The sequence below is a fragment of the Actinobacillus genomosp. 1 genome (genome assembly GCF_029774175.1).
Lineage (GTDB): Bacteria > Pseudomonadota > Gammaproteobacteria > Enterobacterales > Pasteurellaceae > Actinobacillus.
The window spans coordinates 135,614-158,473 of sequence record NZ_CP103834.1 but is presented as its reverse complement, the minus strand read 5'-3'; the positions used below and the strand labels follow the sequence as shown (position 1 = coordinate 158,473).

At 40.8% G+C, this 22,860-nt stretch carries 20 protein-coding genes; 8 read left to right on the top strand and 12 right to left on the bottom strand.

Annotated elements, in window-relative coordinates; all coding sequences use genetic code 11:
- The first annotated feature begins 307 nt into the window (after positions 1 to 307).
- On the top strand, positions 308 to 907 hold the full coding sequence (gene nfuA / locus NYR63_RS00770) for a Fe-S biogenesis protein NfuA (protein WP_279457713.1): 600 nt from the start codon (positions 308 to 310) through the stop codon (positions 905 to 907).
- A 139-nt stretch (positions 908 to 1,046) separates the two neighbouring features.
- Here the strand turns inward: nfuA and NYR63_RS00765 are convergent, their stop codons facing one another.
- Together NYR63_RS00765 and NYR63_RS00760 are read right to left on the bottom strand one after the other, a co-directional pair.
- Positions 1,047 to 2,711 (bottom strand): ribonucleoside-diphosphate reductase subunit alpha, encoded by a 1,665-nt coding sequence (locus NYR63_RS00765; protein WP_005603350.1) that lies wholly within the window; start codon positions 2,709 to 2,711, stop codon positions 1,047 to 1,049.
- Entirely contained in the window at positions 2,698 to 3,675 is a 978-nt protein-coding gene (locus NYR63_RS00760; protein ID WP_237592873.1) for a ribonucleotide-diphosphate reductase subunit beta, read from the bottom strand. Before NYR63_RS00760 ends, NYR63_RS00765 begins: the two co-directional genes overlap by 14 nt.
- Positions 3,676 to 4,027: 352 nt before the next feature.
- Between NYR63_RS00760 and dusA the strand changes: the two genes are divergently transcribed.
- From dusA to NYR63_RS00745, 3 genes are read left to right on the top strand one after another with little or no spacing between them, the layout of a single operon-like run.
- The gene (gene dusA, locus NYR63_RS00755) at positions 4,028 to 5,005 is read left to right on the top strand and encodes a tRNA dihydrouridine(20/20a) synthase DusA (RefSeq protein ID WP_431831763.1); all 978 of its coding nucleotides are present in this window, start codon (positions 4,028 to 4,030) and stop codon (positions 5,003 to 5,005) included.
- A 59-nt stretch (positions 5,006 to 5,064) separates the two neighbouring features.
- The gene (gene ppnN, locus NYR63_RS00750; protein WP_043990856.1) at positions 5,065 to 6,444 is read left to right on the top strand and encodes a nucleotide 5'-monophosphate nucleosidase PpnN; all 1,380 of its coding nucleotides are present in this window, start codon (positions 5,065 to 5,067) and stop codon (positions 6,442 to 6,444) included.
- Between the two features lie 3 nt (positions 6,445 to 6,447).
- Complete coding sequence (locus NYR63_RS00745; RefSeq protein WP_279457711.1) at positions 6,448 to 8,010, top strand: DUF2813 domain-containing protein; 1,563 nt, start codon at positions 6,448 to 6,450, stop codon at positions 8,008 to 8,010.
- Positions 8,011 to 8,080: 70 nt separating this feature from the next.
- Here NYR63_RS00745 and NYR63_RS00740 read toward each other — a convergent pair whose 3' ends face one another.
- The 4 genes from NYR63_RS00740 to NYR63_RS00725 form a co-directional block, all read right to left on the bottom strand.
- Positions 8,081 to 8,353 carry an acylphosphatase gene (locus NYR63_RS00740; protein WP_039197534.1) on the bottom strand — a complete coding sequence of 91 codons (273 nt, stop codon included), beginning with the start codon at positions 8,351 to 8,353 and terminating at the stop codon, positions 8,081 to 8,083.
- A 17-nt stretch (positions 8,354 to 8,370) separates the two neighbouring features.
- Complete coding sequence (locus tag NYR63_RS00735) at positions 8,371 to 9,504, bottom strand: glycerate kinase (RefSeq protein WP_279457710.1); 1,134 nt, start codon at positions 9,502 to 9,504, stop codon at positions 8,371 to 8,373.
- A 10-nt stretch (positions 9,505 to 9,514) separates the two neighbouring features.
- The gene (locus NYR63_RS00730) at positions 9,515 to 10,777 is read right to left on the bottom strand and encodes a GntP family permease (RefSeq protein WP_279457709.1); all 1,263 of its coding nucleotides are present in this window, start codon (positions 10,775 to 10,777) and stop codon (positions 9,515 to 9,517) included.
- Between the two features lie 127 nt (positions 10,778 to 10,904).
- Entirely contained in the window at positions 10,905 to 12,020 is a 1,116-nt protein-coding gene (locus NYR63_RS00725) for a CdaR family transcriptional regulator (protein WP_279457708.1), read from the bottom strand.
- A 341-nt stretch (positions 12,021 to 12,361) separates the two neighbouring features.
- Here NYR63_RS00725 and leuC point away from each other — a divergent pair, with 341 nt between their 5' ends.
- Both leuC and leuD read left to right on the top strand, forming a co-directional pair.
- Entirely contained in the window at positions 12,362 to 13,771 is a 1,410-nt protein-coding gene (gene leuC / locus NYR63_RS00720; RefSeq protein WP_279457707.1) for a 3-isopropylmalate dehydratase large subunit, read from the top strand.
- A gap of 10 nt (positions 13,772 to 13,781) precedes the next feature.
- A complete protein-coding gene (gene leuD, locus NYR63_RS00715) occupies positions 13,782 to 14,384 on the top strand; it encodes a 3-isopropylmalate dehydratase small subunit (protein ID WP_279457706.1) in 603 nt (200 codons plus the stop codon).
- Positions 14,385 to 14,426: 42 nt separating this feature from the next.
- Here leuD and NYR63_RS00710 read toward each other — a convergent pair whose 3' ends face one another.
- Positions 14,427 to 14,933 (bottom strand): DUF2301 domain-containing membrane protein, encoded by a 507-nt coding sequence (locus NYR63_RS00710; protein ID WP_279457705.1) that lies wholly within the window; start codon positions 14,931 to 14,933, stop codon positions 14,427 to 14,429.
- A gap of 99 nt (positions 14,934 to 15,032) precedes the next feature.
- On the bottom strand, positions 15,033 to 16,670 hold the full coding sequence (gene pyrG / locus NYR63_RS00705; protein WP_279457704.1) for a glutamine hydrolyzing CTP synthase: 1,638 nt from the start codon (positions 16,668 to 16,670) through the stop codon (positions 15,033 to 15,035).
- Positions 16,671 to 16,972: 302 nt separating this feature from the next.
- Between pyrG and ansB the strand changes: the two genes are divergently transcribed.
- Positions 16,973 to 18,022, top strand: a complete 1,050-nt coding sequence (ansB, locus tag NYR63_RS00700; RefSeq protein WP_279457703.1) for an L-asparaginase 2 — start codon at positions 16,973 to 16,975, stop codon at positions 18,020 to 18,022.
- 80 nt (positions 18,023 to 18,102) lie between these two features.
- Here the strand turns inward: ansB and NYR63_RS00695 are convergent, their stop codons facing one another.
- From NYR63_RS00695 to NYR63_RS00680, 4 genes are read right to left on the bottom strand one after another with little or no spacing between them, the layout of a single operon-like run.
- On the bottom strand, positions 18,103 to 18,747 hold the full coding sequence (locus NYR63_RS00695; protein WP_279457702.1) for a hypothetical protein: 645 nt from the start codon (positions 18,745 to 18,747) through the stop codon (positions 18,103 to 18,105).
- Positions 18,748 to 19,731 (bottom strand): HTH-type transcriptional regulator CysB, encoded by a 984-nt coding sequence (cysB, locus tag NYR63_RS00690; protein WP_279457701.1) that lies wholly within the window; start codon positions 19,729 to 19,731, stop codon positions 18,748 to 18,750. It abuts the gene before it with no gap.
- Positions 19,731 to 20,411 carry a pyrimidine 5'-nucleotidase gene (yjjG, locus tag NYR63_RS00685; protein ID WP_279457700.1) on the bottom strand — a complete coding sequence of 227 codons (681 nt, stop codon included), beginning with the start codon at positions 20,409 to 20,411 and terminating at the stop codon, positions 19,731 to 19,733. Before yjjG ends, cysB begins: the two co-directional genes overlap by 1 nt.
- Entirely contained in the window at positions 20,411 to 21,301 is an 891-nt protein-coding gene (locus NYR63_RS00680; protein ID WP_279457699.1) for a transcriptional regulator GcvA, read from the bottom strand. The genes yjjG and NYR63_RS00680 overlap by 1 nt, the downstream gene beginning before the upstream one ends.
- A 506-nt stretch (positions 21,302 to 21,807) precedes the next feature.
- On the opposite strand from NYR63_RS00680, the gene rsgA reads away from it, so the two are divergent.
- The gene (gene rsgA / locus NYR63_RS00675; RefSeq protein WP_279457698.1) at positions 21,808 to 22,842 is read left to right on the top strand and encodes a small ribosomal subunit biogenesis GTPase RsgA; all 1,035 of its coding nucleotides are present in this window, start codon (positions 21,808 to 21,810) and stop codon (positions 22,840 to 22,842) included.
- Positions 22,843 to 22,860: the final 18 nt, after the last annotated feature.

The following is a 22,860-nucleotide window of genomic DNA, read 5'->3' as shown; positions in this document are numbered from 1 at the left end:
TTTTTTCACAAGATAAAATAAACAAGCTATTCTACCCTAAATATAGGCTCACTTTCCACAAAAACACGGCTTTTTTATCCTCTAGCCCTTGAAAATTTGAAATAAATCAATATTTATTCCTCAATTTTTTAACAATTACCTCCTAAGAGTTAAACCTTTCGCTTTCATAGGCGGTACGTTTTTATGAACTTTTTGTAAAGTTTTTAACAATCCGGATTTGCAAAATTTTGAGTAGAAAAAACCGCTTGTAAGGCGTAGAATGTCCGATAAATTTAGTCAATTAATTATTAAACTTGGAACAATACTAATGGAACAACAAGAAACTATCCATATTTCAATTTCTGAGGCGGCCCAAACACATTTCCGCCGTCTTTTGGAACAACAAGAAGAAAACACTAATATTCGTATTTTCGTAGTAAACCCGGGGACGCCTAACGCTGAATGCGGCGTATCCTATTGCCCGCCGAATGCGGTTGAAGAAACGGATACGCAATTTGAATACAACGGCTTCTCTGCATTTGTCGATGAAATTAGTTTACCTTTCTTAGATGAAGCTGAAATTGATTATGTTACGGATCCGATGGGATCACAACTTACTTTAAAAGCACCGAATGCCAAAATGCGTAAAGTGGCCGACGATGCGCCGTTTATCGAACGTTTAGATTATGTGATTCAAACTCAAGTGAATCCGCAATTAGCCAGCCACGGCGGTCGAGTAACACTAATCGAAGTGACTGAAGATAAATATGCAATCTTGCAATTCGGCGGTGGCTGTAACGGTTGTTCGATGGTGGACGTAACGTTAAAAGAAGGGATCGAAAAACAATTGTTAGCGATGTTCCCTGATGAACTGGCTGGCGTAAAAGACGTGACCGAACACCAACACGGCGAACACTCTTATTACTAAGTTATCAGAAAAAGCAAAAGCACGAGTAATTTACTCGTGCTTTTTTTGCGACTAGCGTAATACGATTCGATAAATAAATCCGAAACGGCACATAGATATAAAAACACCACCTTACGGTGGTGTTTTTCAATACGTATAATTAACCTTCACAACTAGAACAGCTTAATAAGTTACGGTTAAATACTTGTGCCGCACTCATTGAGTATTGGTAATAAATTGATTTTAAACCGAGTTCTTCTGCGGTTAAGTATAATTGGTTTAAGTCACGAGCAGGTGTTGCCGGATGAACCATAATATTAATACTTTGACCTTGGTCGATATATTTCTGACGTTGTGCCGCTTGCTGAATCACGCTTAACTGACTGATTTCAGAGAAAGTTTTGAATACTTCTTTTTCTTCGTCGGTTAATTGTTCCAAGTGCTGCACGGAACCGTCATTATGTAAAATCGATTCCCAAATTTCTTCCGTATCCAAACCTTTTTCTTGGAGTAATTTCTCTAAGAACGGGTTTTTATATACGGTTTTGATTTTCGCTAAATCTTTCACATAGTAGTTAGATTTAAACGGTTCAACCGACGGCGATACGCTACCTAAAATAAAGCTGCTTGATTTAGTCGGAGCAATACTCATTAACGTAGTATTACGACGACCGTAGCCTTTTAAGATTTCCGGCTCGCCAAAACGTTTCGCTAACTCTTGCGACGCTTTTAAGGTTTTCTCTTGTAACGTTTTAAAGATTAAGCTGTTTTTCTGCATCGCTTGGAAGCTATCAAACGCAATGTTATTCGCTTGTAAATAGCTATGCCAGCCTAACACGCCTAAACCTAATGCACGGTGACGAGTTGCAAAACGATTTGCACGTTCTAAGAACGGCATATCTTTACTTTTTTCGATAAACTCGCTCATTACCACGTCTAAGAAGTAAGTTAATACTTCCGGTGCATCGGTGTCTTTCCACTCATCAAAATAAAGTAAGTTCATTGAAGATAAACAACAAACGAAACTTTCATCCGAGCTAGACGGAAGCATAATTTCGGTACATAAGTTGGAAGCGTGTACCGTCATATTTTTATCTTTATAAACGTCCGGACGACCGGCATTCGCGTTATCTTTAAAGAATAAATACGGAATACCCGTTTCGGTTTTACGTTGTAACAATTTCGCCCAAAGCTGGCGTTTATACGGGTCGCCCGCTTTCATTGACTCCAACCAATCATGACCGACACATACGCCATAGTACATTAATTGAATCGGGTTACCTTCGGTATGAATATCTAACCATTCGTCAATATCGCCGTGTTCAATATCGATATAACCGGCAAATTGACCTTTACGCGAAGTACCTTGAGAAATCACGTCGATTACCGTATCAAACAATTTACTAAAATTAAACGAACCGTCTGATTTACCGTTATTTTTAATTGCCGAACCGCGCGGACGAATATCTCCGAAATACGCTGAAGTACCTCCACCGATTTTACTCATCATACCGACTTCTGCGGTTGTCACCATAATTTCATGGATTGAGTCGCCTATATAGCTACCAAAACAAGAAATCGGCAAACCGCGATCTAAACCGAAGTTTGACCAAATAGGTGATGAAAGCGAGAAATAACCACGCCCCATATAGTGATAAAATTTATCCGCATAGCCTTCAATACCAAGTTTGCGCTCGGCATGTTCTGCGATAAAACGAATACGATCTAATGCGGTTGTTCCTTCAAGTAAATAACCACGTTGTAAAAATAAACGGCTGTCTTCATTTAGCCATTCAAAATCAGGACGAGAATTAGAATAAGTCATCTGCGGTAATCTGCTTCATTTTTTTGCTGTAATCAGTACTACGTTTGTTAAAGAAATCTGTTTCTTTTGTCGATAAGATTTCAATATCAAACCACTCGGTTTCTTTTAGTAATTCAGGATTTACATCGTACGGAGGCTCTAAGCCAAGCGTTATTAACGAGTTGTTATAACGGCTGCGAATATAGTTTTCGACTTCTTCACGGCTAATAAAACTTAAATCACCTTCTTCAAAAATCCAATCTAAAATACCGCATTCCGCCTCAAATGCTTGGCTTGATAACGTTTTTAAATCTTCAAAAAATTCCGGTGTGAAAAGTTCACTGTGTTCTTCGCGTAAAATTTCGTATAACGCAATACCGAATTTACCGTGAATCTCTTCTTCTTTTGAAGTCGCTTCAACCGCATTCGAAATCCCTTTAAAAAGGTTTTTATGCTTATTGAACGACATCATAATTAAGAACTGACCGAATAGGGAAATATGTTCTACAAAAAGTGAGAATAAAACAAGTGAAAGCACAAATTCGCCTTTACCCGCATCTTTATCCTTCATGAACGATTCCATATAACGGATACGGTTCATTAACGGTTCAATATCTTGGATTTGGCTAAACATTTCGTTTAGCCCTAATTTTTCTAATAAAAACGAGTAAGCGTCTTTATGACGAACTTCCGATTCGGCGAATGTGCCACCGACATCATCCATTTCCGGTTTCGGGAAGTAACGGTATAACTCACCCCAGAAACGTTTTACGTTCACTTCAACTTGAGAAATCGCTAACATTGCACGCGTTAAAACGTGACGTTCGTGATCGTTAATATCAATACGGTAATTCTGAATATCGCCGGTAAAATTAAACTCTGTATGTAACCAATAGGAATGGCGAATAGCATCTTTAAATTCTAATAATTCAGGGTATTCATACGGCTTGATATTCAAGCGTTTTTCAAACAGATTTCTAGACATAATTCCTTGGCTCTATTTTAAATTGCAATGGGCGTGGATTTTAGGCAAATTTTTTTATGATCACAAGTCTTGACAAACAGTCTTTTTAGTTAGTTTCTTGATTTATAAAGGAAAAAAGTTTTTTTAATTTACAAGCCCATATCTAGTGGTTTACTGATAAAAATACACTAGATGTTGTATCGACTTAATTATAATCAAATCGTTAATAATGTTTAAAAGCCGTGAATTTGCAAGCGTTTTATAGTATGATGAAGCAAGTTTTTATCTCTACGCAAGCGGTTAAATTTAGCGAAAAATTTACAAAAAATCGGCTAAATTCCACCGCTTGTTATTTTTATTTATGAATAATCTTATGCAAAATCAATTTTATCGCGGACGTTTTTCCGTTGCGCCAATGCTGGATTGGACTACTCGTCATTGTCGCTACTTCCATCGTCAATTTAGCCGACACGCTTTACTTTATACCGAAATGATCACCGCGCCGGCGATCATTCACGCCAAATACGATCTGCTTGAATACGATCCGAGTGAAAATCCGGCTGCGTTACAGCTCGGTGGCAGCGATCCGGCTCAACTTGCTCATTGCGCCAAATTAGTTGAAGAACGCGGCTATGCGGAAATCAATTTAAACGTCGGCTGTCCTTCCGACCGTGTACAAAACGGGATGTTCGGCGCTTGTTTAATGGCAAAAGCCGATTTGGTTGCCGACTGTATCAAAGCCATGCAAGATGCAGTGCAAATTCCGGTGACGGTTAAACACCGTATCGGCATTGATGATTTGGACAGCTACGAATTTTTGTGCGATTTTATTGAGAAAGTACAACCGTATAGCAATAATTTTATCGTTCATGCTCGTAAGGCGTGGCTTTCCGGTTTAAGTCCGAAACAAAATCGTGAAATTCCACCGCTTGATTATGAACGTGTTTATCAGCTCAAACGTGATTTTCCGCATTTAAATATTTCGATTAACGGCGGCATTAAAACCGTCGAGGAAATCAAACGACACTTGGCATTTGTCGATGGCGTAATGGTAGGACGTGAGGCTTACCAAAATCCGTCTCTATTAGGGGAAATAGATTCGCAAATTTTCGGTGAAAATCGACCGCTTGTCACCGCCCGAGAAGCGGTGGAAAAAATGTTGCCTTATATTGAAACGCAAACGAAAAAAGGGGTTTATTTAAACCATATCGTTCGCCATATGTTAGGCGCATTCCAAAACTGTAAAGGCGCACGCCAATGGCGTCGTCATTTAAGTGAAAACGCCACCAAGCAAGGCGCAGGTGTTGAAGTGGTTGAACAAGCTCTTAGCTTTGTACAAGAAAGTAATTAAATTTGCTATTTTTCCCTTAAATTCAGATAATGTTTTTATTTGGATTTAAGGGAAAATTTATGACCGTTCATTGCGTCAATCCAAAAGGTAGCCTTGACCAACTATCTCACTTAGAGATGGAATTACTCACCAAAAACGCGCAAGGCAATCTCTATTCACTCTATCGAAACTGTTCGCTTGCCGTGCTGAATTCAGGTGCAATTACCGATGACAGCCGCGCTCTTCTTAATCAGTATCCCGACTTCGACATTAATCTGCTTACCAAAGAAAAAGGCGTATCGCTTGAATTGCATAATCCACCGAAATCCGCCTTTGTTGATGGAAAAATGATCGTAAATATTCAATATCATTTATTTGCGGTGTTACGCGATATTGTGTTTGTGAATGCGCTTTATCAATACATCGGGCAACACACTTCACCGCAAGAGGATAATAAATATATTACTAATCTTGTGTTTTCGATTTTACGTAATGCCAAAGCATTGGAAATCGGTTCGGATCCGAATCTGATTGTTTGCTGGGGCGGACACTCGATTAATCAAACCGAATATCAATATTGTCGTGCGGTCGGTACGGAACTCGGATTACGCCAATTTAATATCGTCACTGGCTGCGGCACCGGCGTAATGGAAGCACCGATGAAAGGAGCTACCATCGGTCACGCTAATCAACGTTATAAACACAGTCGTTTTATTGGAATTACCGAGCCGTCGATTATTGCCTCCGAGCCGCCGAATCCGATCGTAACCGAATTAATCATTATGCCGGATATCGAAAAACGCCTGGAAGCATTTGTGCGTATGGGACACGGTATTGTGATCTTCCCCGGCGGCCCGGGTACATTAGAAGAGCTACTTTATATTTTAGGTGTGAAGCTGAATCCGGCGAATAAAGCGCAGAAACTACCGGTTATCCTTACCGCACCGAAAGAAAGTGCCGACTATTTTACAGCTATCGATCAATTTATCGGTGAAACTTTAGGTAAACAAGCCCAGCAGATGTACGAAATTATCATTGATGACCCGATATTGGTCGCACAAAAAATGGCGAAAGCAATGAAAGAAATCAAGCAACAACGTTTGGAGCTTGCCGATTCGTATAGCTTTAACTGGTCTTTACATATTTCCGATGAATTTACTCATCCGTTTGAGCCGACTCATCATAATATGACCAATTTGAATTTACATTTTGATCAGCCGACCGAACAGCTTGCGGCAAATTTACGTCGAGCGTTTTCCGGGATTGTAGCGGGGAATATCAAGCCGGCGACCCAAGATCTGATCGAACAATTCGGTCCGTTCCAACTACAAGGTGATCGCAAATTATTGGATAAAATCGACCGCTTATTGCAAACGTTTATTACTCAACATCGAATGAAATTGCCGACCGGAGAAGCATATAAACCATGCTACCAAATTCTACCGAATACGGAGAAATAGCAAATGTATTTACAACAAATTGAGATTTCAGGTTTTCGCGGTATTAATCACCTTTCTCTGACACTACGACCGAATATGGTCTTGATTGGCGAAAATGCGTGGGGTAAATCCAGTTTACTGGATGCGTTAAGCCATATCTTTAATGTTAAAGACGAACTATACCAATTTAGCGAACAGGATTTTCATTTAAGGGATCATCAACAAGCACAGCCGATCGAATTATGTTTTACCTTCTGTGAAGAGGAAAACGAGACCTTCGGGAAAGATGAAGAAAATCACTATTACGATATTTTCCATTTAAACGATGCCGGATTACAGCACGTTTATCTGCAAATTACCGGTACTCTCACTGAGCAAGGGGTTAAAACGGAATATCAGTTTTTAGATAACCAAGGCGTACGATTAGAAATTGAGAATCTGCAACAAGTGGTACGTTCGGTCATTAACCATACGCCGGTCTATCGGTTCCGTGATGCGCGCTTAAACAAATTTGCAAATTTAGAGGCACTCTCTCAATCGGATACTTTAGCACAAAATGAGTTGGCTAATGAACTTAGAGCGCTTTCATTATTATTAAGATATTACTTCTTAAATGCACATGCTCATCAACATCATCCGAATTCGATGTTAGACACCAGCCAACTATGGAATCAAGTCAAGTCGCTCTGCCAACGTTTAAAACAAAGTAATGATCAACAGCTGATACAACAAGTTCGCACGCAACTGTCCTCACTCTTTGTGCTGAATCAAAAGCACAATCAAATTAAAACGCCGATTATCTTATTTGAAGATCTTGAAGCGCGCTTGCACCCTCGAATGATTGCGATCTTTTGGGAATTAGTCACTTATCTGCCGGTGCAACGTATCACCACCACTAATTCGATGGAATTACTTTCTCAAGTGCCATTACGTGAAATCAGCCGCTTGGTGCGTTATCAAGATCGTACCGAGGCGTATTCGCTTGCACACAGTTCGTTAGGTAAAGAAGATCTGCGTAAACTCACCTTTCATATTCACTATAATCGAGGCCTAGCTTTATTTTCTCGAGCATGGATTTTAGTCGAAGGCGAAACGGAAGTTTGGATTTTGACGGAATTAGCGAATTTACTGGATATTAATTTGGAAATGGAAGGGATTCGGATTGTAGAATTTGCCCAATGCGGCTTACGTCCGTTAATTAAATACGCTAAGGCGATGGGTATTGAGTGGTATGTATTAACCGACGGCGATCAAGCGGGCGAAAAATATGCCGATATTGCTGAAAGTATGTTGCAGGAAGACGAACATCCGAGCAAACATCTAACTGTTATTCCACGCCAAGATATCGAACATTTTTTCTATCACGAAGGACTAAGGGAAGTATTTGTACGCCTTGCACGCTGGCAACCGAGAGATCATAAATCATTCCCAAGCAAAACCATTATCAAACGAGCGATTCAATATACTTCAAAGCCGGATTTAGCGATTGCGATTTCAACTGAAATCAAACAGCGAGGCAATCAAGCGATTCCTCGCTTATTCAAAAAATTGTTTATTAAAGTCTTGCAACTTATCAAAGAGCAATAAATCACAAGCGGTTAAATTTACAAGATTTTTTGCAAATTTAACCGCTTGTCTGATTCCAAATCGGCTATGCTTAACGCCGAATTTCAAAGCGTTCGAATTGTTCCGAGCCTTGATAACTTTGTTCAATTAAATTACGTACTGCAGATGTCGGAGGGCCTTTTTGTAACCAGTTTCTGAAAGCTGCCATTTGCGCTTCGCTACCCATTGCAACCACTTCCACCGAGCCTTCAGGGCGATTTTTCACATAACCTTTAATGCCGATTTTCCCCGCCTCTTGTAGCGTGAAGAATCGAAAACCGACACCTTGCACATGTCCGGTCACAATAAACTGTTTCTGTTGCATAAGCCCTCCGCCAATTTCTACATTTTCAATTTAATTAAACGTGCGACATTTTCTGCGCTGGACTCCAAGTTTTCTCGTCCTTGCTTTAAGGTTTCTTCAAGTGAATTTAACTGACGAATAATCGGGAATACCGCATCAATGCCGTGCTGATAAACCACATTGTAATCTTCTCGTAAGCAACCGACAATCGCAATTACCGGCACATTAAATTGTTTTGCCGTTTTTGCCACACCGACCGGTGTTTTACCGGCAATACTTTGTGCGTCCATACGCCCCTCGCCGGTAATCACTAAATCCGCATCTCGGATATGCTCCGCCAGACGAGTCGCTTCGATAATGATTTGTACGCCGGCTTTAAGCTGCACGTTCGGCAGCAATAATAAGCCACCGCCCATACCGCCTGCCGCACCGGCTCCGGCACGCTCCGCAACCGCAATTCCTTGTTGAGCTAAGGCAATTTCCGCAAAATGTGCCAATGCCTTATCTAAGGTTTGTACCATTTCCGGCGTTGCACCTTTTTGCGGACCGAATACAGCCGATGCGCCACGCTCACCGCATAGCGGATTGTTTACATCACACGCCACTTCAAACTCAACGCTTTGTAAACGAGGATCTAAATTTTCCAACGAAATTCGGCTGATTTGTTGTAGCTGTTCGCCCCCAAAACCGATTTCCTCACCAGCCACATTTTTGAAAGAAGCACCGAGTGCTTGCAACATACCGACACCGCCGTCATTGGTTGCACTACCGCCAATACCTAACAGAATTTTTTTCACGCCCAAATCTAACGCTTTTTTGATTAATTCGCCGGTACCGAAACTGGTAGTTTTAAGCGGATTACGCTGCTCAAAAGGCACAAGGTGTAAACCGGAAGCCGCCGCCATTTCAATAAAAGCGGTCTGTTTATCGCCCGAAATACCTAAAAAACCGGTTACTTTATTACCGAGCGGCGCAGTCACTTCAACTTCTAATAATTCACCTTTAGTCGCATCAATTAATGACTGAACCGAACCTTCACCGCCGTCCGCCATCGGCACTTTAATGTATTGCGCATCAGGGAAAATACGTCTGAAACCGCCTTCGATCGATTGCGCCACTTCAAGCGCCGTAAGACTTTCTTTAAATGAATCGGGAGCAATAACAATTTTCATATTTTACCTCTTAGAATAATTTAAACACACCAAATACCAAGGTTGAAACAATAGTCATAATTAAACCGACCGCTGTTTCATACGGAATTAATTTTAAGCGTTCTTTCATCTCCATATTGACGCTACCACCGGTGGCGTGGAAGAAAGAACCGTGCGGCATATGGTCAAATACGGTCGCACCGGCGTGAATCATTGCCGCACCAGCCAATGCACTTACACCTAATTCGATTAAAGTTGCACTAAATACATTTGAAGCAACCACGGTACCTGCTGTGGTTGAAGCGGTTGCTAACGACATTAACGCCCCTGAAATCGGTGCAAGTAAATAAGACGGTAAGCCTGAAGCGGTTAATGCTTCAATTAACACATCTTTTAAACCCGAATTGGCAATAATACCGGCTAATGCCCCCGTACCTAATAACATCACGGCGACCGGTGACATTTTTAATAAGCCTGAAGTGGCAAATTGATTTACTTGTTTTAATTTGCCCATTGCCAACGCACCGACTAAGCCGCCAAGCGGTAATGCGATCAGCGGGTCAATTTTAATATCCGCAATAGGACGTAATGCTAATAAGATAATCGCACAAAGCGGTGCGGCAATTGCCGGTAGGAAAGCGGGTAAATTTTGCAGATTATTTGCGGAAACTTCACTATCCGCCACTTTTGAACCTTTGTTGATCAGACGTTTGGCTAAAAAATAGGTCAAAATAATACCGAAAATAGCCGGAATGATACCTGCCGCCATTACAGAAGTGAGCGGTAGGTGGAAAGCGTCCGAAGCGGCAATCGCATTTGGGTTTGGCGACATTAAGTTACCCGCTTTACCGCCACCAATCATCGCGAGTAAGATAGCCGGTTTTGATAAGTTACCACGTTTCGCTAACGCTAATGCGATAGGTGAAACGGTAATCACCGCTACGTCCACGAATACCCCAACAGCAGTTAAAATCATGGTTGAAAGTACTAGCGCAAGCAATGCTCGGGTTTCGCCTAATTTTTTCACGATGGTTTCGGCGATAGTACTTGCCGCACCGGATTCAATTAATACACCGGCTAATACACCCGCAGCTAAGATACGCATTACTGCGGTGGTAATTCCTTGCGCTCCGCCAATCATTAAACTCACGGTTTGCGACAGATCCGCACCGCCGATTAAACCGCCGACTAATGCACCGATTAACATACCGTATGCCGGCGGCACTTTTTTCAAGATAAGAACGATTGCCACAGAAAGGGCAACGACTGCTCCAATTGCTGTTACTGTTACCATAATAAGCCCCTATAAGAGAGATGAACCAACGAACGGTGCTTATTATCTAAATTTTATCGGAAAAGTCGTTATTAAAAATGACAAAAAACAAACGAAATATCTGCAGATTTTTAGATAAAAATACAAATTACTTTAACAGTGAAGCACCTAAATAAAGAATAAACTTATCCTCTATCTTATTGAAAGATAAGGACGTTATTTGTTCAATTTTTTCTAAGCGATAACGTAACGTATTAGGATGAATAAACAGTTTTTCCGAAGCGTGAGCAAGATCACAATTTGACAAAAAATATTGTTGCAAACTTTTAAATAAAACCGCTTTTCCGTCTTGTGCAAACAAAGTATTAAACGGCGAAAGTAATTCTTCGCTTTGCCATGTTTTTGCAAAATCAGCCAATAAAGCGGGTAATTTATAATCGGAAAAAAGTAATATCTGCTTCTTCAAACGTAATTGTTCCGCATAAGACAACGTATGTAATGCGGATTGATAAGAAAAGCCCGCTTGATGAAAATGCGTCACTTTTGCCCCGACCACGATTTTATATTCTTGATGGCGGTTATGTTCCGGCAGTAAAGACAATAGTCCTCTATCCTTACACAAATGAGTAAACTCATCTTCCGTTTTCAACAGCACCAATTTATCCAAATCCATTACCGCTAAAGCAATGTGCTTAGAATTAAGTTCTAAATGATTGAGCAATAATTGTAATTTCTCGGCATCCGGCTGATTCATTTTAATCATAATAGCTACCAGCGGTTTGGAAAAATCCAGCTGGAAAAAGACCGCTTGCTGTGTGATTTCCTCTTTACTTAAACTACCTCGTAAAAGTTGGCGGATAAATTCTTCTTTATAGCGTTGTTGCCAACGTTCTTTTGCTAATAAAACGGATTGTTCCACAATTAATTCCGCCGCCATTTTCACCAGTTCGCCATACTGACGAACCTCATTCGGTTTGCCGGAAATCCCGATTACGCCAACCGTGTTACCTAAATAAGAAATCGGTAAATTCAGCCCTTCTCTGGCCTCGTAATTCCATTGTTTTGCCAAATATTCATCAATTTCAACCGATTGTTTATTACGTAATGCAATTACCGCTCCGGTATGGCGTTCGCCTAAACGGGAAGGATCGCCCGAAGCAATAATCACCCCCTCTTCATCCATAACATTCACAGAATTAGGAATAATTTGCATAGTGCGCTTCACAATAGTTTGGGCGGTAGGTATATCAAGTTTTAACATCATTTAATCACCTTGTGACGATAGGAATTACCTTTTAATGTAACTAAATCATTAAAATAGCATTTAGGGTATCACGCTATAAAGCAAAGAAAACTATAGATAAGCCTCTATACTTCAATAAAATTACAGAATAATATTCTAGATATAAATAAAAACAAGCATTATTCAGCTTATTTAACAGCATAAAAAACTCAATTTTTTATAAAAATAGCATTTTACATTATATTTTTTAGCAGTTATATTCGTTATCAACATTACACAAGCGGTCATTTTTACAAAAAATTTTGCAAATTTCACCGCCTATTATATGCATTCACAATATCTTTTCAGCGTTGGACAATATTATGGCAAAAACATTATACGAAAAACTATTTGATGCCCACGTTGTATATGAAGCTGCAGGCGAAACGCCGATTCTTTATATCAACCGCCACTTAATTCACGAAGTCACCAGCCCGCAAGCGTTTGACGGTTTACGTGTCGCCGGTCGCCAAGTACGCCAAATCGGTAAAACTTTCGGTACGATGGATCACAGTATTTCTACCCAAGTACGTGATGTGAATAAATTAGAAGGTCAGGCGAAAATCCAAGTTTTAGAATTAGCGAAAAACTGTGAAGCGAACGGTATTTCGTTATTCGATATGCAAACCAAACAACAAGGTATCGTACACGTCATGGGGCCGGAGCAAGGCTTAACTCTACCGGGAATGACGATTGTATGCGGCGACTCGCATACCGCAACACACGGCGCATTCGGTGCGCTTGCGTTTGGGATCGGTACATCGGAAGTGGAACACGTACTTGCAACGCAAACCTTAAAACAAGCGCGTGCGAAAAGTATGAAAATCGAAGTACGCGGCAAAGTGAACCCCGGTATTACCGCAAAAGATATCGTACTAGCGATCATCGGCAAAACAACCATGGCGGGCGGTACCGGTCATGTGGTAGAGTTCTGCGGTGAAGCGATCCGTGATTTATCCATGGAAGGTCGTATGACGGTATGTAATATGGCGATTGAATTCGGAGCGAAAGCCGGTTTAGTCGCACCGGATGAAACTACCTTCGCTTACTTAAAAGACCGTCCGCACGCACCGAAAGGCAAAGATTGGGATGATGCGGTTGAATATTGGAAAACCTTAAAATCGGATGATGATGCGGTCTTTGATGCGGTCGTTGTATTGGAAGCGAAAGATATTGCACCGCAAGTAACTTGGGGAACTAACCCGGGTCAAGTCATCGGTATTGACCAAGTAGTACCGAATCCACAAGAAATGGCGGATCCGGTGACGAAAGCTTCAGCAGAAAAAGCTCTCGCATATATCGGTTTAGAGGCTAACACCGATATGAAAAATATCCCTGTGGATCAAGTATTTATCGGATCTTGTACTAATTCTCGTATTGAAGACTTACGTGCGGCGGCGGCAGTAATGAAAGGCCGTAAAAAAGCAGATAACGTAAAACGTGTGCTAGTTGTACCGGGTTCGGGCTTAGTAAAAGAACAGGCGGAAAAAGAAGGCTTAGATAAAATCTTTATCGAAGCCGGTGCAGAATGGCGTAATCCGGGTTGTTCAATGTGTTTAGGTATGAATGATGACCGTTTAGGCGAATGGGAACGCTGCGCTTCAACCTCTAACCGTAACTTTGAAGGCCGACAAGGTCGTAACGGCCGTACCCACTTAGTTAGCCCTGCAATGGCAGCCGCAGCGGCAATGTTTGGTAGATTTGTCGATATTCGTCACGTGGAATTAAATTAAGGATAAAAAAATGGCAGGATTAAAACAACACTCAGGTTTAGTCGTTCCGCTTGATGCGGCGAATGTGGATACTGACGCAATCATTCCAAAACAGTTCTTACAAGCAATTACTCGTGTCGGCTTCGGTAAGCATTTATTCCACGAATGGCGTTATTTAGATGCGGAAGAAACTCAATTAAATCCGGATTTCGTGTTAAATTTCCCGCAATATCAAGGGGCGACTATTTTACTGGCTCGTAAAAATTTAGGCTGTGGTTCTTCTCGCGAGCACGCACCTTGGGCGTTAGCCGATTATGGTTTCAAAGTAATGATTGCCCCGAGCTTTGCGGACATTTTCTATAACAACAGCTTAAACAATCATATGCTTCCGATTCGCTTAAGCGAAGAAGAAGTGGAAGAAATTTTCCAATGGGTATGGGCGAACGAAGGTAAACAAATCCATATTGATTTGGAAGCAATGACGGTAACGGTCGGTGACAAAGTTTACTGCTTCGAATTAGACGAATTCCGCCGTCACTGTTTATTAAACGGGTTAGATAATATCGGCTTAACCCTACAACACGAAGCTGCTATCGCAGCTTACGAAAGTAAAATTCCGGCATTTTTACGTTAATAGTTGCAATAAAAAACGGCTTAAATGCCGTTTTTTTCATCGCTAAATCTCAAATTTTGTCTTATCGCCGATATCGAAATGTAACGGCATTCGCCATTTTTGAATACTGAGTACCACTAATAATACTCCGCTTATCGCACTGACCACTTGGTATAATAATACTTGCTCCAACAACAATGCCAGCCAAAGTACCGCCACAAGAAGCGGTTGGAAATTTAAGCCGAATACTCTAAAACAAAAATATTCTTTATAACTCAGACCACCGATAACCAATAACATTGCCCCTAAAGCAAGCATTGGAAAACCGAAGATTTGGCAAAGTAAACCTATCCATGCCACAAACTGAAAAATAAAACGGAATTGTTTCAAATAAAGATGAAGCGAGGAAGCTAACATCGCTCCGGCAATAAATAAGCCGGACGAAGACAATTCGGTTTGATAGGGGAGCAATAACACCATAATACTTGCTACCACAAAACCTAGACGATAGACGATAACGGTTAGATAATCCCAAAAATCCATCGGGGATTTAATATGCGGATCTGCCATAATTTTCTCCTTTTATGTAATCAAGCGGTTAAATTTTGGTTATTTTTTGTAAAAAATAAGGCGAGTATAAAACTCGCCTCACTTTATAGCAATAGTTGATTACGCTTTATGGCTATCTTGATAGTCTTTCGCCGCTTTTACAAATCCGGCAAATAACGGGTGACCGTCACGCGGTGTTGAAGTAAATTCCGGATGGAACTGCGCCGCAATAAACCATGGGTGGTTTGGAATTTCAATAATTTCCACTAATTTACGGTCTGCCGATAAGCCGCTCACTTTTAAGCCTGCCGCTTCGATTGGCGGTAATAACGTATTGTTTACTTCATAACGGTGACGATGACGTTCAACAATGGTTTCCGCACCATAAACTTGACGTGCCTTCGTGCCTTCGATTAAGTGGCATTGTTGCGCACCTAAACGCATTGTACCGCCTAAATCCGAATCATCGGAACGTGTTTCCACATTACCGGACTCATCTTGCCATTCGGTAATCAAACCGACTACCGGTTGCGGGCAATCTTTGTCAAATTCAGATGAGTTTGCTTGAGTTAAGCCAGCTACATTACGTGCGTATTCGATGAGTGCGATTTGCATACCTAAACAAATACCTAAATAAGGGATTTTGTTCTCACGTGCATATTGTGCGGTACGGATTTTACCTTCCACACCGCGGTAGCCGAAGCCGCCCGGCACTAAAATCGCATCTAAACCTTGGAGTAATTCAACACCTTTGGTTTCGATATCTTGTGAATCAATATACTTGATATTTACCGTTAAGCGATTGGTTAAACCGGCGTGTTTTAACGCTTCGTTTACCGATTTATACGCGTCCGGTAATTCAACATATTTACCCACCATACCGATAGTTACTTCACCGGTCGGATTCGCTTGGCGATAAAGCACTTGTTCCCATTCGCTTAAATCCGCTTCCGGACAATCTAAACGGAAACGATCGCAAACAAAGCTATCTAAGCCTTGTGATTTAAGTAATTCAGGAATACGGTAAATCGAATCCACGTCTTTTAATGAAATAACCGCACGTTCCGGCACGTTACAGAATAAGGCGATTTTTTTACGCTCGTTGCTTGGAATCGCACGATCCGAACGACAAATTAACACGTCCGGTTGAATACCGATTGAAAGTAATTCTTTTACCGAATGTTGAGTCGGTTTGGTTTTCACTTCGCCTGCGGTCGGAATGTACGGCACTAAAGTTAAGTGCATAAATAAGGTTTTTTCACGACCGACATCTACCGCTAACTGACGTAACGCTTCTAAGAACGGTAACGATTCGATATCGCCCACCGTACCGCCGACTTCCACGATAACTACATCACGGCCTTTACCGCCTTCAATCACACGTTCTTTAATTTCATTGGTGATATGCGGAATCACTTGGATTGTCGCACCTAAATAATCGCCGCGACGTTCTTTGCGTAATACTTCAGAGTAAATTTTACCGCTGGTAAAGTTATTCGCTTTGCTCATTTTAGAACGGATAAAACGCTCATAGTGACCTAAGTCTAAGTCAGTTTCCGCGCCGTCTTGCGTGACGAACACTTCACCGTGTTGCGTTGGGCTCATTGTACCCGGATCGACGTTGATATAAGGATCCAGCTTCATAATGGTTACGTTTAAACCACGAGCTTCGAGAATTGATGCGAGAGATGCAGCGGCAATACCTTTGCCTAAAGATGAAACAACACCGCCCGTCACGAAAATATAATTCGTTGCCATTTTGTCTGCCTTTGATTAATCAGTTAAATAGATAAGAAATTCGGAATGGATAGTAAATAAAAACTATCAGGACGGGAGCCTAGTATATAGTAAAACGTATTTTTTGGCTATCGGAAAAATCAACAAGCGGTCAAATTTAACCAATTTTTTACAACTTTGTTTTGCAATAAAACGAAAAAATTCACCCGCTTCTCTTACGGATAAATTTTGTGAACCGGATCAAAGAATAAGAGGCAAGTATTTCTATCTCCTTATGATTACATGGGATAATTATGTATCTTTTTTAATCTTAAGGAGCTTATATGAAACTCAAAAAACTTGCCTTACCCGTTGTGCTTTCTATGGCAATGTCGAGCGTGTATGCGGCGGAATTACCGAATATTACGATTTTAGCAACCGGCGGAACGATTGCCGGTAGCGGTCAAAGTGCTGTCAGCTCGGCTTACCAAGCAGGACAATTGAACATTGATACCTTAATCGAAGCCGTACCGGAAATGAAGACGTTGGCAAACATTAAAGGCGAACAAGTAGTCAAAATCGGCTCACAAGATATGAGTGATGAGGTATGGCTAAAATTAGCGAAAACCGTTAATAGCCAATGTGCCAATACCGATGGTTTCGTGATTACTCACGGTACGGATACGATGGAAGAAACCGCATATTTCCTCGATATGACGGTAAAATGCGATAAACCGGTGGTTTTAGTCGGTGCAATGCGCCCGGCAACGGAGAAAAGTGCGGACGGTCCGTTGAATTTATACAATTCGATTGTGGTGGCTAAAGACGCTAAATCCGCCAAACGCGGCGTATTAGTCGCGATGAATGATGAAGTTCTAGGGGCAAGAGATGTGACTAAAACCAGCACCACCGCCGTACAAACCTTCCACTCGCCGAATTTCGGTACGCTCGGCTATATTCATAACAGTAAAGTCGATTACGAACGCGCACCGGAAAGCAAGCACACGCTAAATACTCCGTTTAAGGTTGATAATCTGAATGAACTGCCGAAAGTCGGTATTATTTATGCGTATGCCAATATGCCGACCGAACCGCTTAAAGCCTTATTAGATGCGGGTTATCAAGGTATTGTGGTTGCCGGTGTCGGTAACGGTAATATGAATGCGGCGAATTTAGCCTTGCTTGAACAAGCGGCGAAAAATGGAGTTGCGGTGGTTCGTTCTTCACGAGTGCCAACCGGCTATACCACTCGTGATGCGGAAGTGGATGATTCTAAATACGGCTTTGTCGCATCAGGTACGCTCAACCCGCAAAAAGCCCGTGTGTTATTACAACTTGCTTTAACTCAAACTAAAGACATCAATACAATTCAACAATATTTTGAAGACTTCTAGTTTTCAGCCATAAAAGCAAGCGGTCTGTTTCTTGCAAAAAATTGCGCAAAACAGACCGCTTGTTTTTTTATAACATTCGCTTATTTTACAAAGCTATCAAAGGTTAGCTCGTAGTTATCGCCGTCACGATTATATGAAATATAACGAGGGAATTTTTCACCTACGTATTTTTTCACGGTAATCGCTTTGTGATCACTGGTTTTAAAACTATAAGTAATTTCCTGATAAGTCTGACCTTTCACGGTCACGGCTTTTTGTACCTTGTTTAATTTTACATTCGGTGTCGGATATAATTTTTTACCGTTCGTGGTTTGGAAACTATTCGGTAATTGATCATAATAGCTTAACTGAAACGCAGTGGTAAACAAGTCAAAGGTCGGCATAGTTAATGCTTCTTGTTTTAACGGATCTTTCGCTTTACCGTATTTCACCGTATTAGAATCAATCTCGGCTAACGCATAGGTTTTACCGTTACGCGTATCACGATAGCTCAGCATATTAAATTGACCGTTACGTTCCGTCCCTTTTGCCGAGAAAACAATGTTATATAACGGTACATTAATTTTCGATTGAATCGAATATTGACCGCCGCCGTTTTTAAAATGTACATAAGCCGGCATCAGATAATTCGAACTATATTTAATATTGAAATCATCCGCCCAAGCGGTTGAAATTAATGCAGAAATTGCAACAAATGAAAGCGCAATTTTTTTAATAAATCCCATCTATTTTTCCTCTAATTTAGTGCTTTCGAACAAACGAAGAATCGCATTGCTTTCTCTTAATTGTTCGGCTTTTTCTACTTGCATTTTAGTTAAATGCGGCGAGAAATAATTAATAAAATCATACATATAATTACGTAAGAAAGTACCGCGTTTAAATGCGATTTGCGTCATACTGGATTGGAATAAATGACTCGCATCAATCGCCACCAAATCGCTATCCGCCGGCGTATGCGCCATTGACGCCATAATACCGACGCCTAATCCTAAACGAACATAAGTTTTAATCACATCCGCATCCGTTGCGGTAAACACAATGTGCGGTAAGATACCTTCTTTATTAAATGCGTGGTCGAGATCCGACTGTCCGGTAAAACCGAAGGTGTAAGTAATCAGATCATATTTACCGAGTTCTTCGACCGTTAAATTCTTACTTTGGTTCACAAATTTCACTAACGGATGATCCGGTTTCACAATAACGGAGCGATTCCATAAGTAACACGGCAATAAAATCGCATCTTCAAACAAATGCTGCGCTTCAGTTGTAATCGCGAGATCGACTTCGCCCGCCATCAACGCATCATAAATTTGACTTGGCGATCCTTGGTGTAATTGTAGGCTAACTTCCGGATACTTGGTTTTGAACTTTTCAATAATCGGCGGCAATACATAACGCGCTTGTGTATTCGGTGTCGCAATACGTAATACGCCTCGATTCGGACGAGTTTGTTCTTCGGCTACCGATTTAATACTTTGCGCTTTTACCAATAATTCACGCGCAATCGCGACAATTTTTTCTCCCGCCGGCGTTAATCCTTTAATATGTTTACCGTTTCGCTCAAAAATATTAATACCGAGTTCGCTTTCTAATAAGCGTACTTGCTTACTAATGCCCGGTTGAGAAGTATAAAGCGTTTCCGCCGCCTCGGTAATATTCAAATTTTGATTTACGATTTCAACGATGTAACGCAATTGCTGTAATTTCATTATTCAGTTCCTTTAACAATCTCAATAAGCCGGCTCATTGAGCTAACTTCATAGGTCGGGCGAATTTGGGTTTGATTCTTACTTTTAGTAGGATTAAACCAACAGGTATCAATCCCCGCATTATTACCGCCTAAAACATCGGATGCAAGCGTATCACCTACCATTAATACTTTTGTTCGGTCTTCCTGATCCATTAAAGTAAAAGCGTAATCAAATACTTGTCGATCCGGCTTTGCCGCACCGATTTGTTCCGACACAACTACAATATCAAAAAAACGTTCGGTTTTCGTATTGGCCAATCGTTTTTGTTGTAATTCGGTAAAACCGTTAGTGATAATCCCCATCTTCACTTTACCGTATAGCTGCTCCAGCATAGCCATTACTCCGTCTAACGGTTTACTTACCAAAGCCATTTCCGCCATTAATTCTTGATTAAGCTGTAAAGCATCTATACCCGTTTGTGCCGAAAGTCTTGCGAAACGTCTAGTCTGAATATCTTGCGCCGTAATCTCATTATTCTGATAAGCAACCCAAAGCGGTTTATTAACCGCTTGAAACGCTTCATAGTCTTCTCGTGTAAATTCGATTCCGTACCGCTTCAGCATTGCGGTTAAACCCAAATACGAATTAAAAGAAAAAAGTGTTTCATCAGCGTCAAATAAAACCCATTCATACTTCATTATTTATAACTTCCTTCAATTTCATGCGTAATCCACTCGACAAAATGTTTCACTTTAGCCACCTCGGCCATTTGCGGAGGATAAACGACATAAAAGGCTTTCTCATCATAAACATCCGTAGTTAAAGCCTCAATTACCGATCCTTCCTCTATCGCATTTTGCGCAAGGATTCTATTGGCGACCACAACACCTTGCCCGTGTTTAGCCGCTTGAATTCCCATCGAAGTATTCGAATACATCGGACCGGATTCAGCTTCCAAATTGTTTAAATTCAGGTGTTCCGCCATTTGCTTCCATTTAGTATGTGAACAAACGTGAATTAAATTTTTACCTTCTAAATCCTCAGGTTTGGTAATCGGATGATCACGCAAATACTCCGGCGATGCCAAAATCATAATACGAGCTTGAACAAGTTCGATCGCTTCAAGATTTTGCCAATGCCCCGAACCGTAATAAATCGCGACATCAATATCTTTACCCAATAAACCTTCGTCTTGAGAAGCGGTTGTAAGACGAACTTCAATATCCGGATATTTTTTATGAAACTTATTCAGACGAGGTACCAACCAGTGCATACCGAACGACGGCGTGGTACTGATCGATAAAATTTGCCGGCTGTTTTTTAGTTTAACTTTTTCGGTTGCCACCGCAATCTGTTCGAGAAGCGGTTGAATTTCTTCAAAATATTGCGCACCAGTTTCGGTAAGTTCTAATAAGCGGTTTCTACGATGAAAAAGTGAAACGCCTAAAAAATCTTCCAATAACTTTATTTGGTGGCTGACTGCAGCTTGCGTAACAAATAAATCGTCCGCCGCCTTGGTAAAATTCAGATGGCGGGCGGCAGATTCAAATGCTTTTAACGCATTGAGAGGGGGAAGTCTTTTGTTCATAGATAATTATTCTTGGTTAATTAATCAAATGTGCAACTACATTATTTTTTTTGATAGTTAAAATTAAAATTTTTAGTTTGTCATACTGGTCTAACATCACTATAATGCGCGCCGTACTTAGACGGATAGTGATAGCTTAAGTTTCCGATTTCTTATGGTAAATTTAACTATTTCAGATTTTTAAGTATGATGTTGTGTTTGCATATTGGTCTAGGAAACTAGACTAGAGTGACTTTAAGTTACTCGTTTCACTTCCTGTATATTTTGAACCCTTTTGGTTTATCAACCGCCCGTTTGGGCGGTTTTTTTCGTTTATATCTTTGTTATTGTAACAGAATGAGTAAACCTCGTCAGTAGTTGATCAACATTTTGATTAAAATTTCTTATCTATCCCCTCAAATATAGAATTTTTTTATCCATAACCGCTGACAACATCTACTATATAAACGACTCGATTTATAGTATCCTTAACCCTATTTTAACTATCTAAATCTAAGAGAAATCCTTTGAGCAAACGTAAACTTACTCAAAATCAGCAACGTAGAATCAATTCCAATCACCGAAAAAAAATAACTAAGTCCGAGCTTGAATGGCAAGACGATATGCTTGGCGAAGTACAACAAGGTATCGTGGTGACCCGCCATGCCAAACACGCCGATGTGGAATCGGATAGCGGAGAGATTGTACGCTGTAATTTACGTCGTACCTTGAAAAATGTTGTGGTCGGTGATCACGTATCTTGGCGCAAAGGAAGCGAGCAGTTACAAGGAATAAGCGGTGTAATCGAAGCTATTTATCCGCGTAAAAATGAGCTGAGCCGTCCCGATTATTATGACGGTATCAAAGTAATGGCGGCGAATATCGACCAAATTATTATTGTTTCCGCCGTATTACCTACTCTTTCACTCAATATTATTGACCGCTACTTAGTGATTTGTGAAACAGCGAAAATTCCTGCACTTATCGTGTTAAATAAAATTGATTTACTCTCGGAAGCAGAACGACAAGAAGTCCAAAAGCAGTTGGCTATTTATGAAAATATCGGTTACGAAACGCTTTGTCTGTCTGCCGATACCGGTGAAAACATGGATAAATTAGACCGCTATTTATCACAAGGAACTTCCATTTTTGTCGGACAATCCGGGGTAGGGAAATCGAGTCTAATCAACCAATTACTACCGGATGTTAATGCCCTTACCGGCACAATCAGCGATACGTCGGGTTTAGGTCAGCATACCACTACCGCTTCAAAATTATATCATTTGCCGCAAGGCGGTAATTTAATCGATTCGCCGGGAATCCGTGAATTCGGCTTATGGCATTTAGAACCGGAGCAAATCACGCTTGGTTATCGTGAATTTCAATCGGTACTAGGCACGTGTAAATTCCGAGATTGTAAACATAAATCGGATCCGGGCTGTGCGGTGAGAGAAGCGGTCGAAAAAGGCGAAATTAATACAATTCGCTTTGAAAACTATCATCGTCTGATTGAAAGCCGTGATGAAACCAAAAGTCAGCGTCATTTTAGAACTGAAGAATAAAATTAAATAAGAATCAAT